At 73.5% G+C, this 20,969-nt stretch carries 19 protein-coding genes and 1 riboswitch; of the genes, 13 read left to right on the top strand and 6 right to left on the bottom strand.

The window, feature by feature from the left end:
- Positions 1–69 precede the first annotated feature (69 nt).
- Entirely contained in the window at positions 70–1,800 is a 1,731-nt protein-coding gene (locus IF09_RS39760) for a helix-turn-helix domain-containing protein (RefSeq protein WP_037633566.1), read from the bottom strand.
- A 123-nt stretch (positions 1,801–1,923) separates the two neighbouring features.
- On the opposite strand from IF09_RS39760, the gene IF09_RS0100145 reads away from it, so the two are divergent.
- On the top strand, positions 1,924–3,537 hold the full coding sequence (locus tag IF09_RS0100145) for a DUF6350 family protein (RefSeq protein WP_078612972.1): 1,614 nt from the start codon (positions 1,924–1,926) through the stop codon (positions 3,535–3,537).
- A gap of 35 nt (positions 3,538–3,572) precedes the next feature.
- Here the strand turns inward: IF09_RS0100145 and IF09_RS44375 are convergent, their stop codons facing one another.
- Entirely contained in the window at positions 3,573–4,181 is a 609-nt protein-coding gene (locus tag IF09_RS44375) for a hypothetical protein (RefSeq protein WP_030290630.1), read from the bottom strand.
- A gap of 212 nt (positions 4,182–4,393) precedes the next feature.
- Between IF09_RS44375 and purN the strand changes: the two genes are divergently transcribed.
- Both purN and purH read left to right on the top strand, forming a co-directional pair.
- A complete protein-coding gene (gene purN, locus IF09_RS0100155; RefSeq protein WP_030290632.1) occupies positions 4,394–5,017 on the top strand; it encodes a phosphoribosylglycinamide formyltransferase in 624 nt (207 codons plus the stop codon).
- 20 nt (positions 5,018–5,037) lie between these two features.
- The gene (purH, locus tag IF09_RS0100160; RefSeq protein WP_030290634.1) at positions 5,038–6,603 is read left to right on the top strand and encodes a bifunctional phosphoribosylaminoimidazolecarboxamide formyltransferase/IMP cyclohydrolase; all 1,566 of its coding nucleotides are present in this window, start codon (positions 5,038–5,040) and stop codon (positions 6,601–6,603) included.
- Between the two features lie 128 nt (positions 6,604–6,731).
- On the opposite strand, the gene IF09_RS0100165 is transcribed toward purH, so the two are convergent.
- Positions 6,732–7,409: a hypothetical protein gene (locus tag IF09_RS0100165; protein ID WP_030290636.1), complete on the bottom strand. Its 678-nt coding sequence runs from the start codon at positions 7,407–7,409 to the stop codon at positions 6,732–6,734.
- Between the two features lie 257 nt (positions 7,410–7,666).
- On the opposite strand from IF09_RS0100165, the gene IF09_RS0100170 reads away from it, so the two are divergent.
- From IF09_RS0100170 to IF09_RS41530, 6 genes are all read left to right on the top strand, one after another.
- On the top strand, positions 7,667–8,530 hold the full coding sequence (locus tag IF09_RS0100170; protein ID WP_030290639.1) for a bifunctional methylenetetrahydrofolate dehydrogenase/methenyltetrahydrofolate cyclohydrolase: 864 nt from the start codon (positions 7,667–7,669) through the stop codon (positions 8,528–8,530).
- Entirely contained in the window at positions 8,520–9,014 is a 495-nt protein-coding gene (locus IF09_RS39765; protein ID WP_051831966.1) for a DUF3017 domain-containing protein, read from the top strand. The genes IF09_RS0100170 and IF09_RS39765 overlap by 11 nt, the downstream gene beginning before the upstream one ends.
- A gap of 282 nt (positions 9,015–9,296) precedes the next feature.
- Positions 9,297–10,286 (top strand): malate dehydrogenase, encoded by a 990-nt coding sequence (locus IF09_RS0100180; protein WP_030290642.1) that lies wholly within the window; start codon positions 9,297–9,299, stop codon positions 10,284–10,286.
- 136 nt (positions 10,287–10,422) lie between these two features.
- Positions 10,423–12,213: a hypothetical protein gene (locus IF09_RS0100185; RefSeq protein WP_063607298.1), complete on the top strand. Its 1,791-nt coding sequence runs from the start codon at positions 10,423–10,425 to the stop codon at positions 12,211–12,213.
- Positions 12,203–12,580 carry a hypothetical protein gene (locus IF09_RS41525; protein WP_051831969.1) on the top strand — a complete coding sequence of 126 codons (378 nt, stop codon included), beginning with the start codon at positions 12,203–12,205 and terminating at the stop codon, positions 12,578–12,580. The genes IF09_RS0100185 and IF09_RS41525 overlap by 11 nt, the downstream gene beginning before the upstream one ends.
- Positions 12,581–12,711: 131 nt before the next feature.
- A complete protein-coding gene (locus tag IF09_RS41530; protein WP_030290647.1) occupies positions 12,712–13,533 on the top strand; it encodes a hypothetical protein in 822 nt (273 codons plus the stop codon).
- 19 nt (positions 13,534–13,552) lie between these two features.
- Here IF09_RS41530 and IF09_RS0100205 read toward each other — a convergent pair whose 3' ends face one another.
- Positions 13,553–14,056, bottom strand: coding sequence for a carboxymuconolactone decarboxylase family protein (locus IF09_RS0100205; RefSeq protein ID WP_030290649.1), 504 nt, complete (start codon positions 14,054–14,056; stop codon positions 13,553–13,555).
- 46 nt (positions 14,057–14,102) lie between these two features.
- Between IF09_RS0100205 and IF09_RS0100210 the strand changes: the two genes are divergently transcribed.
- On the top strand, positions 14,103–15,497 hold the full coding sequence (locus tag IF09_RS0100210; RefSeq protein ID WP_030290651.1) for a PLP-dependent aminotransferase family protein: 1,395 nt from the start codon (positions 14,103–14,105) through the stop codon (positions 15,495–15,497).
- Positions 15,498–15,644: 147 nt separating this feature from the next.
- Here the strand turns inward: IF09_RS0100210 and IF09_RS0100215 are convergent, their stop codons facing one another.
- On the bottom strand, positions 15,645–16,484 hold the full coding sequence (locus tag IF09_RS0100215; protein WP_030290653.1) for a membrane protein: 840 nt from the start codon (positions 16,482–16,484) through the stop codon (positions 15,645–15,647).
- A gap of 97 nt (positions 16,485–16,581) precedes the next feature.
- On the opposite strand from IF09_RS0100215, the gene IF09_RS0100220 reads away from it, so the two are divergent.
- Both IF09_RS0100220 and IF09_RS0100225 read left to right on the top strand, forming a co-directional pair.
- Entirely contained in the window at positions 16,582–16,914 is a 333-nt protein-coding gene (locus IF09_RS0100220) for a hypothetical protein (RefSeq protein ID WP_078612974.1), read from the top strand.
- A gap of 5 nt (positions 16,915–16,919) precedes the next feature.
- Positions 16,920–18,110 (top strand): glutathionylspermidine synthase family protein, encoded by a 1,191-nt coding sequence (locus IF09_RS0100225; protein ID WP_030290657.1) that lies wholly within the window; start codon positions 16,920–16,922, stop codon positions 18,108–18,110.
- A 59-nt stretch (positions 18,111–18,169) separates the two neighbouring features.
- On the opposite strand, the gene rocD is transcribed toward IF09_RS0100225, so the two are convergent.
- Complete coding sequence (rocD, locus tag IF09_RS0100230; protein ID WP_199920384.1) at positions 18,170–19,357, bottom strand: ornithine--oxo-acid transaminase; 1,188 nt, start codon at positions 19,355–19,357, stop codon at positions 18,170–18,172.
- A gap of 167 nt (positions 19,358–19,524) precedes the next feature.
- Positions 19,525–19,615: riboswitch (ZMP/ZTP riboswitch) on the top strand.
- A 35-nt stretch (positions 19,616–19,650) separates the two neighbouring features.
- On the opposite strand from rocD, the gene glyA reads away from it, so the two are divergent.
- On the top strand, positions 19,651–20,919 hold the full coding sequence (gene glyA, locus IF09_RS0100235) for a serine hydroxymethyltransferase (protein ID WP_030290660.1): 1,269 nt from the start codon (positions 19,651–19,653) through the stop codon (positions 20,917–20,919).
- The last annotated feature ends 50 nt before the right edge of the window (positions 20,920–20,969 follow it).

Here is a 20,969-nt window from a genome sequence, read left to right on the forward strand (position 1 = left end):
GGCCGGCTGTACGGGCGTGGCCCGCATCCCCGAGTGGGGTGCGGGCCACGCCCGTTTCCGCGGTGGCCGCTACTCCAGGCCGGGGGCGAGCCGCTCGGGCCTGTGCGCCGGATGGGCGCGCAGCTTTTCGCGCAGCTGCCGGGTCTCGGCGGTGAGCCGCTGGGGGCCGCTGAGCGGGGGGACCCCGGAGACGCTCGCGCCGGGCGCGATGGGGGGCTCGTACTGCCGGGGCGCGGTCGCGGTGGTGTACGCGGTCGCGACGGCGAGCACGGCGCTCAGGCCCAGGACCGCGCGGGTCCACCGCTGGGCGCGGTGTTCGGCGGCGATGCGTACGACGGCCGCGGCGCGGGGTTCCAGCCGGACGGCCGGAATGACCGCGCCGAGCCGCTCTCGCAGCAGTGCGGACTGCCTCTCGGGCGGTGCGGCGGCCAGTTCCGGGATCCGGTCGGCGAGGGTGGCGTGCGCGTGCAGGAGGCGGTGGCCGGCGGTGGGGGTGCTGGCCTCGGTCTCGGCGGCGGTGTCGGGGAGGTCGAGGCCGACGCCGTCGTAGAGCAGGACGGTGCGGCGGTGGACCGGCGGGAGCGCCAGCATGGCGTCCATCAGGATCCGGTCGGCGGGGGCGGCCGGGGCCTTGTCGGGGTGTTTGTGGGCGCGGCGGAACCGGTGCCAGGGGGACAGGGCGTACTCGTAGGCGGCTGCGCGCACCCAGCCGACGGGGTCGGGATCGGTGGCCACCTCGGGCCACCGCGCCCAGGCGTGCTGGAACGCCCGCTCGACGGCCTCCTGGGAGAGCCGGCGGCGGCCGGTGAGCAGGTACGCCTGCCGCGTGAGGGCGGGGGCGGCGTACTCGTACAGCGCATCGAACACCTCCCTGGGCCCCCACGGGCCGTCCGCCGCCCCGTCAGCCGGAACCTCCGGCTCCCCCTCCGCCCCGGGCCGGGCCTCGGTGTCCCCTCCGGCCGTGTGCCCCTCCGCCCCGTCGGCCGCCTGTCCCGCCCCCTCGGGCCCGGCCGCGGAGTGCAACGCCCCGGGCTGCTCGGTGGCATCGGCCGGCGCCTGCTCGTGGCCCTCCGGGGCGGTTGCCGTGGCGTCGGCCGGGGTCTGCTCGGGGGGCTGGGGGGAGTCCTCCGGGGTGGTTCCTGACGGGGTGTGGGGCGGGTCCTGCTCCGAGGTGGGTACGGGGGCGTCGTGCTCCGGGGACCGGCCGGACGGGCCCGGGGTTGCCCGGCCGGGCGTGCCGATGCCCTGTGCGGTGGCCCTGACGTTGACCCTGGCCTCGTGCCGGGGCGTGAACATGGGGGGCCTCGTAGCCCGTTCGGCCGCGACCGGCGGCCGGGTCCGCGGACCCGGCCCGCCCATGCCGAAGGGCCGGACGCCGCCCGCCATCCGCACCGGGGGTGCTTCGAGCCCGGCCGCGCCGGTGCTCTGCGCGTCGGCGTGCGCGTCGGCGTCGGCGTCCGCGTCCGCGTCGGCTTCATGGGCAGGGCCCGGCGGAGCCACCTGGCCGGCGGCCGATGACGTGCCGTCATCCGCCGCTGAACCCGGACCGGTGGGGACGGCGTCCTGCGCCGCAGGGGCCGGCGCGGCCGGGGCCGGTGGCTGGAGGGTCGTCAGGAAGCTCGCGTACGCCGCACGTTTGCGGCCTCGGGGACCCGTGCGGCCCGCCTCCCAGGAGCGGACCGTGCTGACCGTGACGCCCACTGCCGTCGCGACGTCCTCGTACGTCAGGCCCGCCGCCTCGCGCAGTCTGCGGCGTTCCTTGGGCGAGGGGAGCCTCGGCTCCTCGACGCTGTCTGTCATGCCACACTCCCCGTGACCTTCCGGCAGCCCTGGGCGAAAAAGTACATAAAACGTATATTGAGCGACACCACGGACATTCGCCTGTTACCCGCCCATAGCGCGTGTCGTTGGCACCATGGCGGGGTGACCCAAGTGACCGAACGCGGCACCCCGTTGCCGACGGCGTTGCCGCCCGCCCCGCGGGCCGCCGGGCGGCGCCGTTCGCCGGCCGCCGCGGCCTGTGTGCTGGGCGGGGCCATGGCCGCCGGGCTGGGGCTCGGCTTCCTCGCCGTGCTCGTCATCGTGCTGTGGATCAGCTCCCCCTACCCCGACAGCGGTCCCGGCGGCGCCCTGCACCTGGCCGCCGGGCTCTGGCTGCTCGCCCACGGGACCGAGCTCGTCCGGTACGACACCCTCTCCGGGGTCCCGGCGCCCGTCGGCATGACCCCGCTGCTGCTCGTCGCGCTGCCCGCCCTGCTCATGCGCCGCGCCGCCCGCCTCGGCAGCGCCTCGGGCGACGGCAGCGACGGGGACGAGGTCCTGCCCGCAAGCGCCGTCTTCTCCGCCGTGACCTGCGGATACCTCTCCGTCGGATCGCTGGCCACCGTCTATGCGGCCGGCGGCCCCATGCCCGCCGACCCGCTCAGCGCCGCCTGGCACGTCCCCCTGGTCGCCGTGCTCGCCGCCGCCGGTGGGGTGTGGGCGGCCAAGGGGCGTCCGCTCGGGCGGCTGCCCGAGTGGGTGCCGGGGGGCGTGCGGAGGGCCGTCGCGCGCCCCCGCTACGCCCTCGCGCTGCGCGCCGGAGCCGCGGGAGCACTGGTCCTCCTGGGCGGCGGCGCGCTGCTCGTCGGGGCCTCGCTCGCCTGGCACGCCGCGGAGGTCCAGGGCTCCTTCCTGGCGCTGACCGGGGTCTGGTCCGGCCGCTTCGCGGTCCTGCTGCTCGCCCTGGCGCTGCTGCCGAACGCCGTGGTGTGGGGCGCGGCCTACGCCCTCGGCCCCGGCTTCGCCCTCGGCGCCGGCGCGACCGCGACCCCGCTCGGCTTCGCCGGATCGCCCGCGCTGCCGAGGTTCCCGCTGCTGGCGGCGCTGCCGCCGGAGGGGTCCGGGACGGTGCTGACCTGTGCGGCCGCCGGGGTGCCGCTGCTGGCCGGGCTGGCAGTCGGGTGGTTCGCGGTACGCCGGGCGCGTGAAGTCTCGTACAGGGAAACCGCGCTGACGGCGGCTCTGGGCGCCCTCGTGTGCGCGCTGGTGCTGGCCGGGCTCGCGGCGGCATCCTCGGGGCCTCTCGGCTCGCGGGGGCTGGCGAGCTTCGGCCCGGTGTGGTGGGCGACCGGCGCGGCGGCCTTCGCGTGGACGCTGCTCCTGGCGGTGCCGGTGGCGGTGGCGGTGCACTCCTGGCGGACCCGGCCCGCCCGGCAGGCGGACACGAGCGCCACGGAGGGGGAGGACGAGTGGCACGACAGCGGCGTACGGGAGCTGCGCTGGGAGGCCCTGCGGCGTGCCGCGGGCACCCTGATCCCCGACCTGACGCAGGATGCGCCCCCTGCCCCCGCCGAGCCTGCGCCCGTAGCCCCGGCACCGGCCGCACCCGTCAGATCATCGCGCCGGTTCACCGTCATGACGGGGCTTCACCTGGATCTGACGCCGGCTCCGGTCCCGGCGGAGCGGGCCGCTCCACAGGCACCCGAGCCGTCCGCACCCCTCGTACCGCCCGTGACCGGCGCCCGCGTGCTGGCCCGCCGCAAGCCTCCGGCCTGATCCGGGGCGGCCGCTGCGGCCGAACGTCACGGACGCTACTGCTGCACCTTGAGGATCTTGCCCACCATGTTGTCCGGCAGCAGCGTGTTGCACTGCAGCTCCGCCGACTTCGTGAGGGCGTCCTCACGACAGATGTAGAAGTCCTTGTACGCCAGCTGCAAGCCGTACGAGCTCAGGGCCAGCAGGATCGCCAGCGAGGCCGTGACCAGCCCGCCGATCGCCGCCGTCCGCTGCGGGCGGGCGGCCGGCCCGAGCGCCGCCAGGCCCCCCTGCGCGGCAGGGCCCGCCACGGCGTCGGCCCTCGCGTCCGAGGGGGATCCGGCCGCCGGCCTCCCGCGCAGCCCGCTGATGCCCCAGTACAGGGCGAGCGCACCCAGCAGCAGTCCCACCGACGGGATCCCGAAGATCCCGAAGAAGAAGCCCCACATGCCGGCCAGCAACGCGTACCGGGCGCGCCGCTGGACGGGGTCCGTCGGGTCCCAGCGCACGGGCCCGCCCGGACCGGTGCCGGGGTCCTCCCCGGGGCGGCCGCCATCGCCGTCGCCACCGCTGCGCGGCTGCCACGGCTGGTCGGGCCGGCCTTCCGGGGGAGCCGCGAAGGGGTTGTCGTCGGTGGAGGAGTCGGGCTGGCGGCGATCCGGCATCGAGTGCGTTTCTTCCCCTGTGTCGTGGCCGTATGCGGCTTGTACGCCAGACGCTACCGCCCGCCCGTCCCCCCGTCCCTCGGGGGCTGTCCGGTGTGCCGGTATCGTTGCAGGCGGTCGGCGGCTTCGTAGGGTCCCCCGTATTTCGGGACACCGAAGTTTTGTCTGATCACACAAGATGTACGGAAGCATTCCCGCAGAAAGGGCCTCCCATGGCCGCCTCCCGCCTGGTCGTGCTGGTCTCCGGTTCCGGCACCAACCTCCAGGCCCTGCTCGACGCCATCGATGCCCATCCCGGCGGATCCGAGGGCTTCGGCGCCGAAGTCGTCGCCGTGGGGGCCGACCGCGAGAACATCGTCGGCCTGGAGCGGGCCGAGAAGGCCGGGATCCCCACCTTCGTGTGCCCGGTCAAGGCGTACGCGACCCGTGAGGAGTGGGACGCCGCCCTCACCGAGGCGACCGCCGCCCATGAACCGGACCTCGTCGTGTCCGCCGGGTTCATGAAGATCGTGGGCGCTTCGTTCATCGGCCGCTTCGGCGGCCGCTTCATCAACACGCACCCCGCCCTCCTCCCGGCCTTCCCGGGCGCCCACGGCGTACGGGACGCCCTCGCCTACGGCGCGAAGGTCACCGGCTGCACGGTCCACTTCGTGGACGCCGGCGTGGACACCGGTCCGATCATCGCCCAGGGTGTGGTCGAGGTCCGGGACGAGGACGACGAAGCCGCTCTGCACGAGCGCATCAAGGAAGTCGAGCGCCAGCTGCTCGTCGACGTCGTGGGGCGCCTGGCCCGGCACGGCTACCGCATTGAGGGACGAAAGGTAACAATCCAGTGACCGCCGTAGAGAGCAGCACCATCTCGTCGAGCTCGTCGAAGCGGCCGATCCGGCGCGCGCTCGTCAGTGTCTACGACAAGACGGGACTGGAGGAGCTGGCCCGCGGCCTGCACGAGGCGGGCGTCGCGCTCGTCTCCACCGGCTCCACCGCCTCCAGGATCGCCGCGGCCGGCGTGCCCGTCACCAAGGTCGAGGAGCTCACCGGCTTCCCCGAGTGCCTGGACGGCCGGGTCAAGACCCTGCACCCGCGCGTGCACGCCGGCATCCTCGCCGACCTGCGCCTGGAGGACCACCAGCGCCAGCTCGCCGAGCTCGGCATCGAGCCGTTCGACCTGGTGATCGTCAACCTCTACCCGTTCCGGGAGACCGTCGCCTCGGGCGCCACCCCCGACGAGTGCGTCGAGCAGATCGACATCGGCGGCCCGTCGATGGTCCGCGCCGCCGCCAAGAACCACCCCTCGGTCGCCGTCGTCACCAGCCCCGCCCGGTACGCCGACGTCCTCGCCGCGGCCCGCGGCGGCGGCTTCGACCTCACCGCGCGCAAGCGGCTGGCGGCCGAGGCCTTCCAGCACACCGCCGCGTACGACGTGGCCGTGGCCTCCTGGTTCACGAATGCGTACGCCCCGGAGCCGGAGGCCGTGCTGCCCGAGTTCCTGGCCGGCGCGTGGGACCGCAAGTCCACCCTCCGCTACGGCGAGAACCCGCACCAGGCCGCCGCGCTGTACACCGACGGGCAGCCGGGCGGGCTCGCCAACGCCGAGCAGCTGCACGGCAAGGAGATGTCCTTCAACAACTACGTGGACACCGAGGCCGCCCGCCGCGCCGCGTACGACCACGACGAGCCCTGCGTCGCGATCATCAAGCACGCCAACCCGTGCGGCATCGCCGTCGGCGCCGACGTCGCCGCCGCGCACCGCAAGGCGCACGCCTGCGACCCGCTGTCGGCCTTCGGCGGCGTCATCGCGGTCAACCGCCCGGTGACCGTCGAGCTCGCCGAGCAGGTCGCGGAGATCTTCACCGAGGTCATCGCCGCCCCGGCGTACGAGGACGGCGCGGTCGAGATCCTCGCCAAGAAGAAGAACATCCGCGTCCTGAAGGTCGACGGCACCCCGCACCAGCCCGGCGACCTGAAGCCGATCTCCGGCGGCGCGCTGCTCCAGCAGTCCGACCTCTTCCAGGCCGAGGGCGACGACCCGAAGAACTGGACCCTCGCGACCGGCGACGCCCTCTCCCCGGAGGAGCTCGCCGAGCTCGCCTTCGCGTGGAAGGCCTGCCGGGCCGTCAAGTCCAACGCGATCCTGCTCGCCAAGGACGGCGCCTCGGTCGGCGTCGGCATGGGCCAGGTCAACCGCGTCGACTCGGCGAAGCTCGCCGTCGAGCGGGCGGGCGCCGAACGCGCGCAAGGCTCGTACGCGGCCTCCGACGCCTTCTTCCCGTTCCCGGACGGGCTGGAGATCCTGACCGCCGCGGGCATCAAGGCCGTGGTCCAGCCGGGCGGTTCGGTCCGTGACGAGCAGGTCGTCGAGGCGGCGAAGGCGGCCGGCGTGACCATGTACTTCACCGGAACCCGGCACTTTTTCCACTGAGCACCGGTCACCGGTCACCGGACACCGAGTACGGCGAAGGCCGCCACCCGCAGTGCTGGGGGTGGCGGCCTTCGCCGTGCTGACGGGGTTCGTACCGCGGCCAGGACTCTGGGCTCAGGACTGCGGGCTCAGTACTGGGGGCGCCGGAAGTACGCGCCGGCGGCCGAGTTGGCCAGGCCGACCAGGACCCAGAGGGCCAGCCCGAACTGGATCAGGGCCAGGAGCAGCGAGAACACGACGGCCCCCGCCGCCGTATCGCTGCTGAGCGCCACGAAGTTGATGATCAGGCTGATCCCGGAGAAGAGGGTCATCAGCGAGCCGTAGATGATGCCGGAGACCCGGACACCGCCGCGGCCCTTGCCCAGCTTGGCGGCGGTCAGGATCGGCCACAGCGACAGGGCCAGCGCGAAGATGCCCGCAACGACGATCACGCCGCCCGCGAGCGCGCCCGCGTCGCTCGCCGAGGAGCCGTAGTCCGAGGAGCTGGAGCCCGAGAACGCCGAGGCGAACAGCGCCCCGCCGAGGAGGACGACGATACCGCCCAGGACCTGGAGGCCACCGACGATGAACAGGATGACGCGGGCGGCCTTCACCCCGCCGGGCATGGGCATCTCGGCGCCCGGGTATCCGCCGGGACCCGCGGGGTAACCCTGGTTCGGGTAGCCCATCGGTGCCTGCTGCGGGTAGGCGTAGCCGCCCTGCGGCGGGACACTGGGCGGTGCCTGCTGCGGGTAGCCGTAGCCGGGCTGGCCCTGCGGGGCCGGCGGCTGCTGCCCGTACGGGTTGTTCGGGTCGCCGAAGCTCATCTTGGGGTGTTCCTCCGTGGAAGTGCGGGGACGCACGGCACGCACGGAGGAAAATACTGCGATTTGCGGTCCGCCCCCCGGCACTGCCCGCGGCACTCTTTCGGTCATCGTGGTCCGATCGGGCCGGAGTTGTCCAGCCGCGGCGCGACCGGCCCGTCACTTGTTGTGCAAGTGCAATGAATGGTTCAAGTCTGTGACGGACCCGCGGCGGCCCCCACGACTGGAACCGGGGGCGTCCCATCCGGGAGGATGGGACCATGACCGCCCAGATTCTCGATGGCAAGGCCACCGCCGCCGCGATCAAGTCCGAACTGACCGCCCGCGTGGCGGCGCTCAAGGCCCGGGGCATCACCCCCGGCCTCGGCACCCTGCTGGTCGGCGACGACCCGGGCAGCCGCTGGTACGTCAACGGCAAGCACAAGGACTGTGCCGAGGTCGGCATCGCATCCATCCAGCGCGAACTGCCCGCGACGGCCTCCCAGGAGGACATCGAGGCGGTCGTACGGGAACTCAACGCGAACCCGGAGTGCACCGGCTACATCGTCCAACTCCCCCTCCCCAAGGGCATCGACACCAACCGGGTCCTGGAGCTGATGGACCCGGCGAAGGACGCCGACGGCCTGCACCCCATGTCGCTCGGCCGGCTGGTGCTGAACGAGCCGGGCCCGCTGCCCTGCACCCCGTACGGGATCGTCCAGCTGCTGCGCCACCACGGCGTCGAGATCAACGGCGCCCACGTGGTGCTCCTCGGCCGCGGCATCACCGTCGGGCGCTCCATGGGCCTGCTGCTGACCCGCAAGTCGGAGAACGCCACCGTGACCCTGTGCCACACCGGCACCCGCGACCTGCCCGCCCAGCTGCGCCAGGCGGACATCATCGTCGCGGCGGCCGGCGTCCCGCACCTGGTCAAGCCGGAGGACGTGAAGCCCGGCGCGGCCGTCCTGGACGTGGGCGTCAGCCGCGACGAGCAGGGCAAGATCGTCGGCGATGTGCACCCGGGCGTCGCCGAGGTGGCCGGCTGGATCTCCCCGAACCCGGGCGGAGTCGGCCCGATGACCCGCGCGCAGCTGCTCGTGAACGTCGTCGAGGCGGCGGAACGGACGTCGACCAGTGCAGGCTGAGCACGAAGCGGAAGCCGGGACCGGCGCCGGCTCGGGAACCGGGACCGGGTCCGGGAGCGGCGCCGAAGACGTCGTCTCCGCGCCCGCGGGCGCGGAGACGGCGAAGTCGCGCCGCTTCCCCTCCGTCACCCAGGACACGGCCCGGCCCGAGGGGCACGGCCGCGCCGCGCCCGGGGACGCGCTCGCGGCCCGGCAGTGGCCGATGCTCAGCGTCCTCGCCGCCACCGCGGTCGGACTGCTCCTGACCGCACTGGGACACCCCCGGGTCGGCTGCCTGGTGATCGGCGTGGCCCTGATCGCGGCCTCCGTGCTGCGGCGCGTACTGCCGCAGGTGGGGATGCTCGCGGTGCGCTCCCGCTTCACGGACATGGTCACGTACGGGCTGCTGGGGGTGGCGGTCACGCTGCTCGCGCTGGTGATGGAGCCCAAGCCGTTGCTGCACCTCCCGTTCCTGGAGAGCGCGGTGCGCTTCACCGTCCGCTGAGGCGTGCGCCGGGGTCCGCCGGGGTCCGACGGCGCCTTTCGTGCGCCTGTGCGACACCCGTCCGCCAGCGCCGTATGGCTGAAAAGCGGGGGGAATTCCCGCTCCGCACCTTCGAACTCCCGGTCCGTGTGCCATGCACCACACGGACCGGGGGATTGGGCCGCTCGAAGGTCGGATAGCCTGACGCCGGATGTCTCTTCACGTCAAGATTCGCAGCGAAGCGGCGTCCGCCAGCACATGGGGCGGGGACGCCCCACCGCCAGCTGTCTAACGGAGAAGGCCATGACCCGCACTCCCGTGAATGTCACCGTCACCGGCGCCGCCGGCCAGATCGGCTACGCGCTGCTCTTCCGCATCGCGTCCGGTCACCTGCTCGGCGCGGACGTGCCGGTCAAGCTCCGCCTCCTGGAGATCCCCCAGGGCATGAAGGCCGCCGAGGGCACCGCCATGGAGCTCGACGACTGCGCCTTCCCGCTGCTGAAGGGCATCGACATCTTCGACGACCCGAACGCGGGCTTCGAGGGTGCGAACGTCGCCCTGCTCGTGGGCGCCCGCCCGCGCACCAAGGGCATGGAGCGCGGTGACCTGCTCTCCGCCAACGGCGGCATCTTCAAGCCGCAGGGCGCCGCGATCAACGCGCACGCCGCGGACGACATCAAGGTCCTGGTCGTGGGCAACCCGGCCAACACCAACGCGCTCATCGCGCAGGCCGCCGCCCCGGACGTACCGGCCGAGCGCTTCACCGCGATGACCCGCCTGGACCACAACCGCGCGATCTCGCAGCTCGCCAAGAAGACCGGCGCCGACGTCACCGACATCAAGCGCCTGACCATCTGGGGCAACCACTCGGCCACCCAGTACCCGGACATCTTCCACGCGGAGATCGCCGGCAAGAACGCCGCCGAGGTCGTCAGCGACGAGCTGTGGCTCGCCGACACCTTCATCCCGACCGTCGCCAAGCGCGGCGCCGCGATCATCGAGGCCCGTGGCGCGTCCTCGGCCGCCTCGGCCGCCAACGCCGCCATCGACCACGTCCACACGTGGGTCAACGGCACCGCCGCGGGCGACTGGACCTCCATGGGCATCCCGTCGGACGGCTCCTACGGCGTCCCGGAGGGCCTGATCTCCTCCTTCCCCGTCACCTGCAAGGACGGCAAGTACGAGATCGTCCAGGGCCTGGACATCAACGAGTTCTCCCGTACGCGCATCGACGCGTCCGTGGCGGAGCTCGTCGAGGAGCGCGACGCGGTCCGCGAGCTCGGCCTGATCTGATCGGCCGTACGGAGCAGGCGCCTCACCTGATCGCCTGAGCGGTACGAACACCCTTGCGCCCCGGCCAAACCTGGCCGGGGCGCTTTGGCGTGAACTGGCCTGTCGGGGGCCTGTAGGGGGAAAATAAGGTCAGCCGGTGACCGACCATCTGATTCCCCCTCAGTCGGGCGGGGGCGTCCCGGCAGACCCGCGCAACGGGCGACCGCCGGTGCACCCCTCCGTCAGCGAGGCCGGCCGCCTCCTGTGCGCGGGAACCTACCTCGACCCCTCGTACCGCGCTCGGGTGATCGACGAGCTGTACGTCCACGAGGAGCGGATCGCCGCCCCGTCCTACGGCTTCGACGCCACCCGGGTCCTGGCCCACGCGCTCCGCGCCCGCCGGGTCGAGCTCGCCTGGGCGGGCGGGATACTCGGCGCGTGGTTCGTGGGAGCCCTGCTGACCCGCGTGCTGGGTCTGTTGTTCACCCCCTTCCTGCTGCTGAGCTTCGCCAACTGGCTCCGCGGCCGGCGCCACCCCCTGGTGCGCTTGTCGGGCACGCTGCTGCGGATCTTCACCTGGCTGATGCTGGCCTTCCTCGTCTCCTTCTTCTGGACGGCCGTGTCCGACGACTCCGGGGACGGTGAGTTCGCCCGGCTCCTCCTGGGCGTCGGCTCCGGCAGCTCCGGCAGCCTCGACGGGTACGACTACGACGGCGACTTCAGCGGGTCGGGCGGGTTCGACGGCTCCGGCCGCGCCGCCGGCGGATCCGACGACTCCGTGCCCCTCACCCTGTGGCTGGCCCCCCTCGTGTACGCGGCCATCGTCTTCCTGGTGATGCTCCAGCGCGGATACGGCGCTCGCATCGTCTCCACCGACCTCGCCCCGCGCCGGTACGCCGACCCGTCCGCCGATCCCAGGACGCAGAACCCCCGCTTCGCCCGGGTCCGCGACCGCATCAAGCGCGAACAGCACGCGCACATGGTCATGTACGACATCAACGGCCCGTTCACGGGGGCCGGGGAGCCGTACCGGCCCTGGCAGCTCTCCGTGGAACTGCGCCCGCGCGAGGACCTCGGCCCCGACCGCAAGCCGCAGCCCCTCACCAACGCCGACATCGTGCGGCGCATCGTGCCCCTCCTGCTGGCCCTGCGCGTCCCGTCGCCGCACGGCTCCGCGCAGGCCCAGGCCGCCGTACTGGACCGGCTGCGCGAGCTGGTCGTCGACGAGTGCGTGTTCATGCCGGCCCGCGGGCTTCCGCACCGGGACCAGGCCCCGGTGTCGGCGCAGCAGTTCGCCGACCACCGGCTCGCCGCCGTAGAAGAGGGCGGGGAGCGGCGCAGGCACTTCCTGCGCGTGCGGGTCGGCGGCTGGGACGAGGACCTCGTCGTCACCGTCTTCGTACGGGTCCACACCCAGGGCGGGATGCTGATGCTGGAGGTCGCCCCGCACGTGCTGCTGCCCGTACGGACCACCTTCCAGAACGCCGAAGCGGACGCCGTCCGCTTCCTGAACAACACCTGGTACGGCAAGGCCGCCGCGGCCCTCGTCGCCACTCCCGGCTCGTTCGCGGGCTCCTTCGCCACCCTGGGCCGGGGGATCGCCGGCTGGTGGCGGATCGTCACCGGCGGCCATGGCGGGGCCCGTCCGGAGGGGCCGCGGCTCTCGGTGCGGGAGATCGCCGCGCAGGGGGACGGCTCGCTCTTCCACCTCATGGACCTCGACCGGTACCTCAAAACCATTCAGGACCGGGTGGTCGGCGGGGTCACCGTCGCCCTGCACGAAGCGGGCTGGCACACAGCGGAATTCGCGCAGCGCGCGATCCACGTCGCCGAGGGCGGCACCTTCATCCAGTCGGTGAGCAACAGCGCCTTCAGCGTCGGCGGCACTGACAACAAGAACACCGCGGGGAGCGGTACGGGCAGCAAGGGGAGCAGCGGTGGGAAGTAACGGCGAAGAGAGCGCGGTCCGGTTCGGCGACGTCACCGGCAGCGCCTTCAGCATCGGCGGAAGCAACAACAGGAACACCGTCCGGCAGGCCGGCGGCAGGGACGACGACGGCGTGCCCGGCGCGGCGGAGCTGCTGGAGGCCGTACGCGCACTGCGCGCCGAACTCGTGCGGATGCCCCGCAGCACCGGACGGGTGGAACTGGACGCGGAGCTGGAGGAGGCGGCCGACCGGCTGGAGGAGGCCGAGGAGATCCGGCCGGGGCTCGCCGCGCGGCTGCGCGGGGCACTGGAGCGGTGGGCTCCGCTGGTGGAGTCGGTGAGCGCGGCCACGGCGCTGGGCGGGCTGCTCGCCTCGCTGGGAGGCTGACCGGTGTCCTCGTCCGACGACGCCTGGTGGAACCCGCAGTCGCAGGCGTGGGAGTGGGGGGAGCGCCCGGCGTCCCCGGACGCGCCCCCGCCCGAGCCTGCGGGTCGGCCCGAGCAGCCGGCCCAGCCCGAGTGGTGGGCCCAGGGGTCGCCCCCGGCCCCCGCGCCGGCCCCGCCCCCGGCCCCCGCGCCGGCCCCGGCCCCGGATACCCGGCCGGCCCCGGGTACGAGCCCTGGGGCCCGCAGCCGACCCCGCCGCCGGAGCCGTACGGGCCGGGCGACGGCGGCCGGGGGCCGAAGTGGCGGACCCCGCTGCTCGTGGGGCTGGTGGCGGCGGTCGTCGGCGGGGCCTCGGTGGCGGGGTGGATGCTGCTGGGCGGGGAGGACGGGCCCGGCACGAACGCGCAGCCGCCGCTCCGGTCCGGGGCGGCCACGGCCGGCTCGTCCGCGTCGGCGCCGGCGAGCCCCGCTCCGGGCCCGAGCCGGTCGGCCTCGCCGGGCACCGGCAGCAGCCCCGGCTACACGCTGGTGCGCAACGAGGCCGGCTTCTCGGTGTCCGTCCCCACCGGATGGCAGCCCAGCCACGAGGAGCAGGGCAGCGGGTCCTTCTACCGCCCGCCCGGCGGCGACCGCAGCGCCCTGCTGCAGGTCTTCCCGATCACGGAGGACCGGTCCACCAGCTCCTGCGAGCTGCTGCGGACCTCCTCGAAGTCGCTGGAGAGCGGGACGCCCAACTACCGGCAGGTCTCCCTCGAACCGGTGGCCGCAAGCGCGTGCGAGCTGGTCTACGAGTACGACAGCGCGGAGTCCCGCGGCCGCCGCCGGGGCATCGAGCGGATCGTCACCACGGCGGACGGCCGGCGCTGGGCGCTGCTGGCCGCCGGCCGCGCCGCCGACCCGTCCACCGTACGGGCGAACCTCACGGCGGCCGCGGAGTCGTTCCGGCCCGAATGACAGGGGCCGGGCGTCCGTCCTACTTGTGCATGCCCGGCGTGTAGTGGCCCGGGACCATGCGGGTGGTCACCGCGAAGCGGTTCCAGACGTTGATCGTCGCGATCACGGCGATCAGCTGGGCGAGCTCCTTCTCCTCGAAGTGCTTCGCCGCCTTCTCGTACACCTCGTCGGGAACGAAACCGTCGGTCAGGACGGTCACGGCCTCGGTCAGCTCGAGCGCCGCGGCCTCCTTCTCGGTGTAGAAGTGGCGCGATTCCTCCCAGGCGGCGAGCTGGACGATCCGCTCGACGGTCTCGCCCGCGGCGAGCGCGTCCTTCGCGTGCATGTCCAGGCAGAACGCGCAGTGGTTGAGCTGCGAGGCACGGATCTTGACCAGCTCGACCAGGACCGGGTCCAGGCCCTTCTTCGAAGCGATCTCCAGGCCCACGACGGCCTTGTAGACGTCGGGCACGTGCTGGGTCCAGCCCATGCGCGGGGTGTGCTCGGGGGCGTGTGCGGCGGTGTGTTCGTGCGTGGTGGTCATGTCTCCACCCTAGGCAGCAGGCGGCCCGCCGATATGGTCCATATCCATGACGGAATCATGGGCCACTTTCGGCGCCGACCTGCATCTGGACCTCTCCGCCGGGCGAGGCCTGCGGGCCGGCCTGGTCGACGCGCTGCGCGAGGCCGCGCGCAGCGGGCGGCTGGCACCCGGGACCCGGCTGCCGTCCTCGCGGTCGTTCGCCGCCGACCTCGGGATCGCGCGCAACACGGTCGCGGAGGCCTACGCCGAACTCGTCGCCGAGGGCTGGCTGACGGCCCGGCAGGGCTCGGGCACGCTGGTCGCGGAACGGGCCCGGCCGCGGCGGCCCGCGGGCGCTGCCCGGGTCCGGCATCCCGCGCGGCGGCAGCCCTCGTACGACCTGGTGCCCGGCACCCCGGACCTGGGCGGCTTCCCGCGCGCCGCCTGGCTGACGGCGGCCCGGCGGGCGCTGACGGACGCGCCGAACGAGGCCTTCGGGTACGCGGCCGACGCGCGCGGGCGGGTGGAGCTGCGGGAGGCGCTCGCGGGGTACCTGGCGCGGGCGCGCGGGGTGTACGCGGACCCGCAGCGGATCGTGCTGTGCGCGGGGTTCGTGCACGCGCTGACGCTGCTGGCGGGGGTGCTGCGGGCGCGGCGGGTGCGGGAGGTCGCGGTGGAGGGGTACAGCCTCGACCCGCACCGGGAGCTGCTGACGGGGGCGGGGCTGCGGACCCGGCCGCTGACGGTGGACGCCTCGGGGGCGCGGACACCGGACCTGTCCGCGGAGTCGGGGGCGGTGCTGCTGACCCCCGCCCACCAGTTCCCCACCGGGGCGGCGCTGACCCCGTCCCGGCGGGCGGCGGCGGTCGACTGGGCCCGGACCACGGGCGGGCTGATCCTGGAGGACGACTACGACGGGGAGTTCCGCTACGACCGCCAGTCGGTGGGGGCACTGCAGGGACTGGACCCGGACCGGGTGGTGTACCTCGGCACGGCGAGCAAGTCGCTCGCGCCGGGGCTGCGGATGGGGTGGATGGTGGTGCCGCCGGGGCTGCTGGACGAGGTCGTGGAGGCGAAGGGGCGGACCGACTGGACCTCGAGTGCGCTGGACCAGCTGACGCTCGCGGAGTTCATCCGGTCCGGGGCGTACGACCGGCACGTACGCGGGATGCGGCTGCGGTACCGCAGGCGCCGGGACGAGCTGGTCGCGGCCGTCGCCGGCCGGGTGGCGGTGTCGGGCATCGCGGCGGGCCTGCACGCGGTGCTGGACCTCCCGGCGGGGACGCAGGCCTCGGTGCTGCGGGCTGCCGCCTGGCAGGACCTGGCCCTGGAGACCCTGTCCCGCTACGCCCACCCGGAGGCGGGGCTGCCGGCGCGCGAGGCGCTGGTGGTGGGTTACGGGACTCCGTCCACGAGCGCCTGGTCCCCGACGCTGGCGGCGCTGGTCTCCGCTCTGCCGTGACGCGTGCGCGGCGGTGCGGGTGCCGGTGCGCCGCCGCTGCCGGGGCTCCCGCCCCCGAACCCCGCGCCTCGGGCGCCGGCCGGGCTGGGTGCGCCTCGGCCGGCGGGCTGGGCCGGCCGGGCAGCGGCTCAGGTACCGCCGGTTCGGCTACGTCGCCGCCGGCGCGGGTTCCGGTTCCGGCGGTTCGCCGAAGCGGGTCAGGAGGAGGGCTCCGGCTACCGATACCGCGAAGCCGAGGACGGCCAGCCAGGTCAGGCCCTCGCGCGTGCGGTCGCCGAGCCAGGCCACGCCCACCACCGCGGGGCCGATCGTTTCGCCGATCACCATGCCCGCCGTGGCCGTCGTCACCGAGCCCCGCTGCAGCGCCGAGGTGAGCAGCAGGAACGCCGCGCCCCCGCCCAGCAGCAGTGCGTACAGCGCCGGGTTCGTGAGCGACGCCAACGAGATGTCGTCGATGAGACGGACCGCCACCTCCACCACCCCGAAGCCCGTTCCCGCCGCCAGGCCGAGCACCAGGGCCCGGGACGGGTCCGGGAGCCCGCCGGCCACGGCCCCCACCAGCAGCACCAGCCCGGCCACCACCAGCAGCCCCAGCTTCAGCGCGAACGACCCCGTCCCCGAGCCCTCCTCGCCCGACGCCAGCCCCAGCATCGCCAGCCCCGCGCACACCATCCCCACCGCGCCCCACTCGGCCCTGCTCAGCCGTACGTGCAGCAGCCGCGCCGAGACCACGGCCGTCACCGCGAGGCTCGCCGCCAGCGCCGCCCCCACCGTGTAGATCGGGATGTTCTTCAGCGCCACGATCTGGAGGACGAATCCGGCCGCGTCCAGCCCCAGGCCCAGCACGTACCGCCACTGCCGGGCCGCCCGCAGCAGCAGTGCCGTGTCCACCCCCGACCCGGTTCCCGGCTCCACCGCCCGCGCGGCCATCGCCTGAAGGACGGACGCCGTGCCGAAGCAGACCGCCGCACCGAGCGCGCAAACCATCCCAAGAAGCACGAATTGACTCTAGGTCATGGAGGTGATGAGAGGGTTTCGACGGCCGGATTCCATCGCTTCGCCGCCCCGTTCTAGTCTGTCCGCCATGGATGGCATGGACGACAGCAGCAGTAGAAGCAGCACCACCCGACGCCGCATGCGCTCCGGCAGCGTCGCCCTCGGCGGCATGGGCCTGCTCGCCGCAGCCCTCGTGGCCTGCGGCAGCAGCAGCGAGCCCGACAAGCGCTGCGTGGACCGAGCCACCATGGAGAAGCTGAACAGCAAGGAGTGCAAGAGCGGCAGCGGAAGCAGCAGCAGCCGCGGCGTGTACTACTACGGCGGCACCGTCTCCAACAACCGGGTCAGCGGCGGCAGCTTCGACAAGTCCGCCGTCACCCGCGGCGGCATCGGCGGCCACTCCAGCTCCAGCGGCGGCTGAACCGCGTGCGCCGTCACACCATCGAGCCGCGTCCCGACTGGCAGAAGACCGTCGAGGAGCAGGGGCTCATCTACCCCCTCACCCGCTACCCCGACGACTCCCTGCGCCCCTATTGGGACGAGAGCGCGTACTACTCCTTCTCGCTCCCCGAGGTCGAGGCGCTGGAGAACGTCGTCGAGGAGCTGCACGCCATGTGCCTGGCCGCGGCCGCGCACATCGTCGAGCACGACCGCTTCGCGGACCTCGGCATCACCGACCCGCGCCTCGCGGAGCGCATCGCCGAGTCCTGGCACCGGCGGGCCGAACAGCCGTCCCTGTACGGCCGGTTCGACCTGCGCTACGAAGGCGACGGCAGTCCGGCCAAGATGCTGGAGTACAACGCCGACACCCCCACCTCCCTCGTGGAGGCGGCCAGTCCGCAGTGGTTCTGGATGGAGGAGCGCTTCCCCGGCGCCGACCAGTGGAACTCCCTCCACGAGCGGCTCGTCGAGGCCTGGCGCCGGCAGGCCGAGCTGCTGCCGCCCGGCCCGCTGCACTTCGCGCACTCCGAGACCGACGAGCTCGGCGAGGACCTGATGACGGTCGCCTACCTCCAGGAGACCGCCGAGCAGGCGGGCCTGGACACCGAGGCGCTGGCCGTCGAGCAGATCGGCTGGGACAGCCTGTCGGGCCGGTTCGTGGACCAGAAGCTGGGCTTCATCCGCAGCTGCTTCAAGCTCTACCCGTGGGAATGGCTGGCCACCGACGCGTTCGGCCCGCAGGTCCTCGGCACGTACGACCACGGCGGCGGCTCCGGGACCACCACCTGGATCGAGCCGCTGTGGAAGATGCTGCTGTCCAACAAGGCGCTGCTGGCGATCCTGTGGGAGCTCTTCCCGGAGCACCCGAACCTGCTGCCCGCCTACCTCGACGGCCCGCGCGAGCTCGCGGAGACCACCGGGTACGCCGCGAAGCCCCTGCTGGGCCGCGAGGGCGCCGGGGTCACCCTGCACCCGGCCGGCGGCGAACCCTTCGTACCGGAAGAGGGGGAGACGTACGTCTTCCAGGGCCTGGCCCCGCTGCCCGACTTCGACGGCAACCGCGTGGTGCTCGGCGCGTGGGTCGTCGAGGAGGAGGCGGCGGGCCTCGGCATCCGTGAGTCGGCGGGCCCGGTCACGGACGAGTACGCCCGCTTCCTGCCGCACGTCATCCTGTAGCCCCCGAAGGCACCGGCCGGGAACCGGGTGGTTCCCGGCCGGGCCCCGGCGGATTGCGGTCAGCCGGCTGCGAGGACCGTCCGCAGCTGGTCCAGGCCCCAGTCCAGGTCCTCCTTGCTGATCACCAGCGGCGGTGCGATCCGGATCGTCGACCCGTGCGTGTCCTTGACCAGCACGCCCCGCTCCATCAGCGCCTCGGAGATCTCCCGGCCCGTGCCGTGCCCCGGGGCGATGTCGACGCCCGCCCACAGACCGCGCCCGCGTACGGCGGTCACCGCGCCCCCGCCGACCAGCAGGTTCAGTTCCCGGTGCAGATGGTCGCCGAGCTCGGTGGCGCGCTGCTGGTACTCGCCGGTGCGCAGCATCGCGATCACCTCCAGGGCCACCGCGCAGGCCAGCGGGTTGCCGCCGAAGGTGGAGCCGTGCTCGCCCGGCCGGAACACCCCGAGCACGTCCCGGTCCGCGACGACGGCCGACACCGGGACGACGCCGCCGCCCAGCGCCTTGCCGAGGACGTACACGTCCGGCACGACGTCCTCGTGCTCGCACGCGAACGTCTTCCCGGTCCGGCCCAGCCCCGACTGGATCTCGTCCGCCATGAACAGCACGTTCCGCTCGCGCGTGAGCTCCCGTACGCCCCGCAGGTACCCGGCGGGCGGCACCAGCACCCCCGCCTCGCCCTGGATCGGCTCCAGCAGCACGGCCACGGTGTTCGCCGTGACGGCCGCGGCCAGCGCGGTGAGGTCCCCGTACGGCACGATCTCGAACCCCGGCGTGTAGGGCCCGTAGTGGTCGCGGGCCTCGTGGTCCGTCGAGAAGCTCACGATCGTCGTCGTGCGGCCGTGGAAGTTGCCCGACGCGACCACGATCTTGGCCTGCCCGTCCGGGACGCCCTTGACCTCGTAACCCCACTTGCGCGCGGTCTTCACCGCCGTCTCCACGGCCTCCGCGCCCGTGTTCATCGGCAGCACCATCTCCTTGCCGCACAGCGCGGCGAGCTCGGTGCAGAACTCGGCGAACCGGTCGTGGTGGAAGGCCCGCGAGGTGAGGGTGACCCGCTCCAGCTGCGCCTTGGCGGCGTCGAGCAGACGCCGGTTGCCGTGGCCGAAGTTGAGCGCCGAGTAGCCCGCGAGCATGTCCAGGTAGCGGCGGCCCTCCACGTCGGTCATCCACGCGCCTTCCGCGGACGCCACGACGACGGGCAGCGGGTGGTAGTTGTGCGCGCTGTGGGCCTCGGCGGAACGCATGGCTTCAGCAGTTGTCGACACGGGGTCTCCGATCGTCGGTCAGGCGGGCCGGGTGACAGGGGTGACGAGGGTGGTGCCACCGGCGTCACATCACCTTGTATACGGCTATACGTCGCTCGTATACCGGACGGGGAAACCTTTCCTGTGGACCGCCCGCTATGGTGGGCGGCACGCACGGCGACTGGCGTACGGAGAACCAACTCCGGGGGAGTCGTGCGCGCACGACCGCATACAGGGCCGCTCGCCTGGGCCTCGCGGGGACGAGATCTGACATCGACCCCGGAGGAGCCGCCATGAGCGCGAGCCGCCACCCCGCCCTTCTCGCCACCGATCCCGAGCTGGCGTCCTACGTCACGGCCGAGGAATCCCTGCAGGCGCAGACCCTGCGCCTGATCCCCAGTGAGAACTACGTGTCCGCCGCCGTGCTCGAGGCCTCCGGCACGGTGCTGCAGAACAAGTACAGCGAGGGCTACCCGGGCCGCCGCTACTACGAGGGCCAGCAGAACATCGACCGCGTCGAGGCGCTGGCCGTCGAGCGGGCGAAGGGCCTGTTCGGGGTGGACCACGCCAACGTCCAGCCGTACTCCGGCTCGCCGGCGAACCTCGCGGTGTACCTGGCCTTCGCGAAGCCCGGCGACACGGTGATGGGCATGGCCCTGCCGATGGGCGGGCACCTGACGCACGGCTGGGGCGTCTCGGCGACGGGATCCTGGTTCCGGGGCGTGCAGTACGGGGTCTCCGCGCAGACGGGCCTGATCGACTACGACGCGGTGCGGGAGCTGGCACTGGCGGAGCGCCCGAAGATCATCTTCTGTGGCGGTACGGCGCTCCCGCGCACGATCGACTTCGAGGCGTTCGCCTCGATCGCCCAGGAGGCAGGCTCGATCCTGGTCGCGGACGTGGCGCACATCGCGGGCCTGATCGCGGGCGGGGCGCACCCGTCGCCCGTCGGGCACGTGGACGTGCTCTCCACGACCACCCACAAGACGCTGCGCGGCCCGCGGGGCGCGATGCTGATGTGCCGCGAGGAGCACGCGAAGGCCATCGACAAGGCGGTGTTCCCGGGACTCCAGGGCGGGCCGCACAACCAGACGACGGCGGGCATCGCGGTGGCGCTGCACGAGGCGGCGCAGCCGTCGTTCGTGACGTACGCGCATGCGGTGGTGGCGAACGCGAAGGCGCTGGCCGCGGCTCTGCTGGAACGGGGCTTCGACCTGGTCTCGGGCGGTACGGACAACCACCTGATCCTGATGGACCTGACCTCGCGGGGGGTCCCGGGCAAGGTGGCGGCCAAGGCGCTGGACCGCGCGGGGATCGTCGTGAACTACAACACGGTCCCGTTCGACCCGCGCAAGCCGTTCGACCCGTCGGGCATTCGCATCGGCACGCCGTCGCTGACGTCGCGGGGGCTGGGCGTGGAGCACATGCCGGTGGTGGCGGAGTGGATCTCCCGGGCGGTGGACGCCGCTTCCAAGTCCGACGAGCCGTCGCTGTCCGCGATCCGCCGCGAGGTGTCGGACCTGATGGCGGCCTTCCCCGCCCCGGGCCTCCCGGTCTCCTGACCCGGACGCGGCAGGGGGCCGCTGCGCGGAGCGGTCCCCTGCCCGCCGTT

Source organism: Streptomyces katrae (assembly GCF_000717655.1).
In the GTDB taxonomy this organism is placed as follows: Bacteria; Actinomycetota; Actinomycetes; order Streptomycetales; family Streptomycetaceae; genus Streptomyces; species Streptomyces katrae_B.

Bases quoted from the DNA above. Each gene is read 5' to 3' on its own strand.
- purN (WP_030290632.1), top strand. From the start codon at position 4,394: ATGGCCGCCTCCCGCCTGGTCGTGCTGGTCTCCGGTTCCGGCACCAAC.
- IF09_RS0100170 (WP_030290639.1), top strand. From the start codon at position 7,667: ATGACCGCCCAGATTCTCGATGGCAAGGCCACCGCCGCCGCGATCAAG.
- IF09_RS0100210 (WP_030290651.1), top strand. From the start codon at position 14,103: ATGACGGAATCATGGGCCACTTTCGGCGCCGACCTGCATCTGGACCTC.
- IF09_RS39760 (WP_037633566.1), bottom strand. From the start codon at position 1,800: ATGACAGACAGCGTCGAGGAGCCGAGGCTCCCCTCGCCCAAGGAACGC.
- IF09_RS44375 (WP_030290630.1), bottom strand. From the start codon at position 4,181: ATGCCGGATCGCCGCCAGCCCGACTCCTCCACCGACGACAACCCCTTC.
- glyA (WP_030290660.1), top strand. From the start codon at position 19,651: ATGAGCGCGAGCCGCCACCCCGCCCTTCTCGCCACCGATCCCGAGCTG.
- IF09_RS0100215 (WP_030290653.1), bottom strand. From the start codon at position 16,484: ATGGTTTGCGCGCTCGGTGCGGCGGTCTGCTTCGGCACGGCGTCCGTC.
- IF09_RS0100180 (WP_030290642.1), top strand. From the start codon at position 9,297: ATGACCCGCACTCCCGTGAATGTCACCGTCACCGGCGCCGCCGGCCAG.
- rocD (WP_199920384.1), bottom strand. From the start codon at position 19,357: ATGCGTTCCGCCGAGGCCCACAGCGCGCACAACTACCACCCGCTGCCC.
- IF09_RS0100220 (WP_078612974.1), top strand. From the start codon at position 16,582: ATGGATGGCATGGACGACAGCAGCAGTAGAAGCAGCACCACCCGACGC.
- IF09_RS0100205 (WP_030290649.1), bottom strand. From the start codon at position 14,056: ATGACCACCACGCACGAACACACCGCCGCACACGCCCCCGAGCACACC.
- IF09_RS0100165 (WP_030290636.1), bottom strand. From the start codon at position 7,409: ATGAGCTTCGGCGACCCGAACAACCCGTACGGGCAGCAGCCGCCGGCC.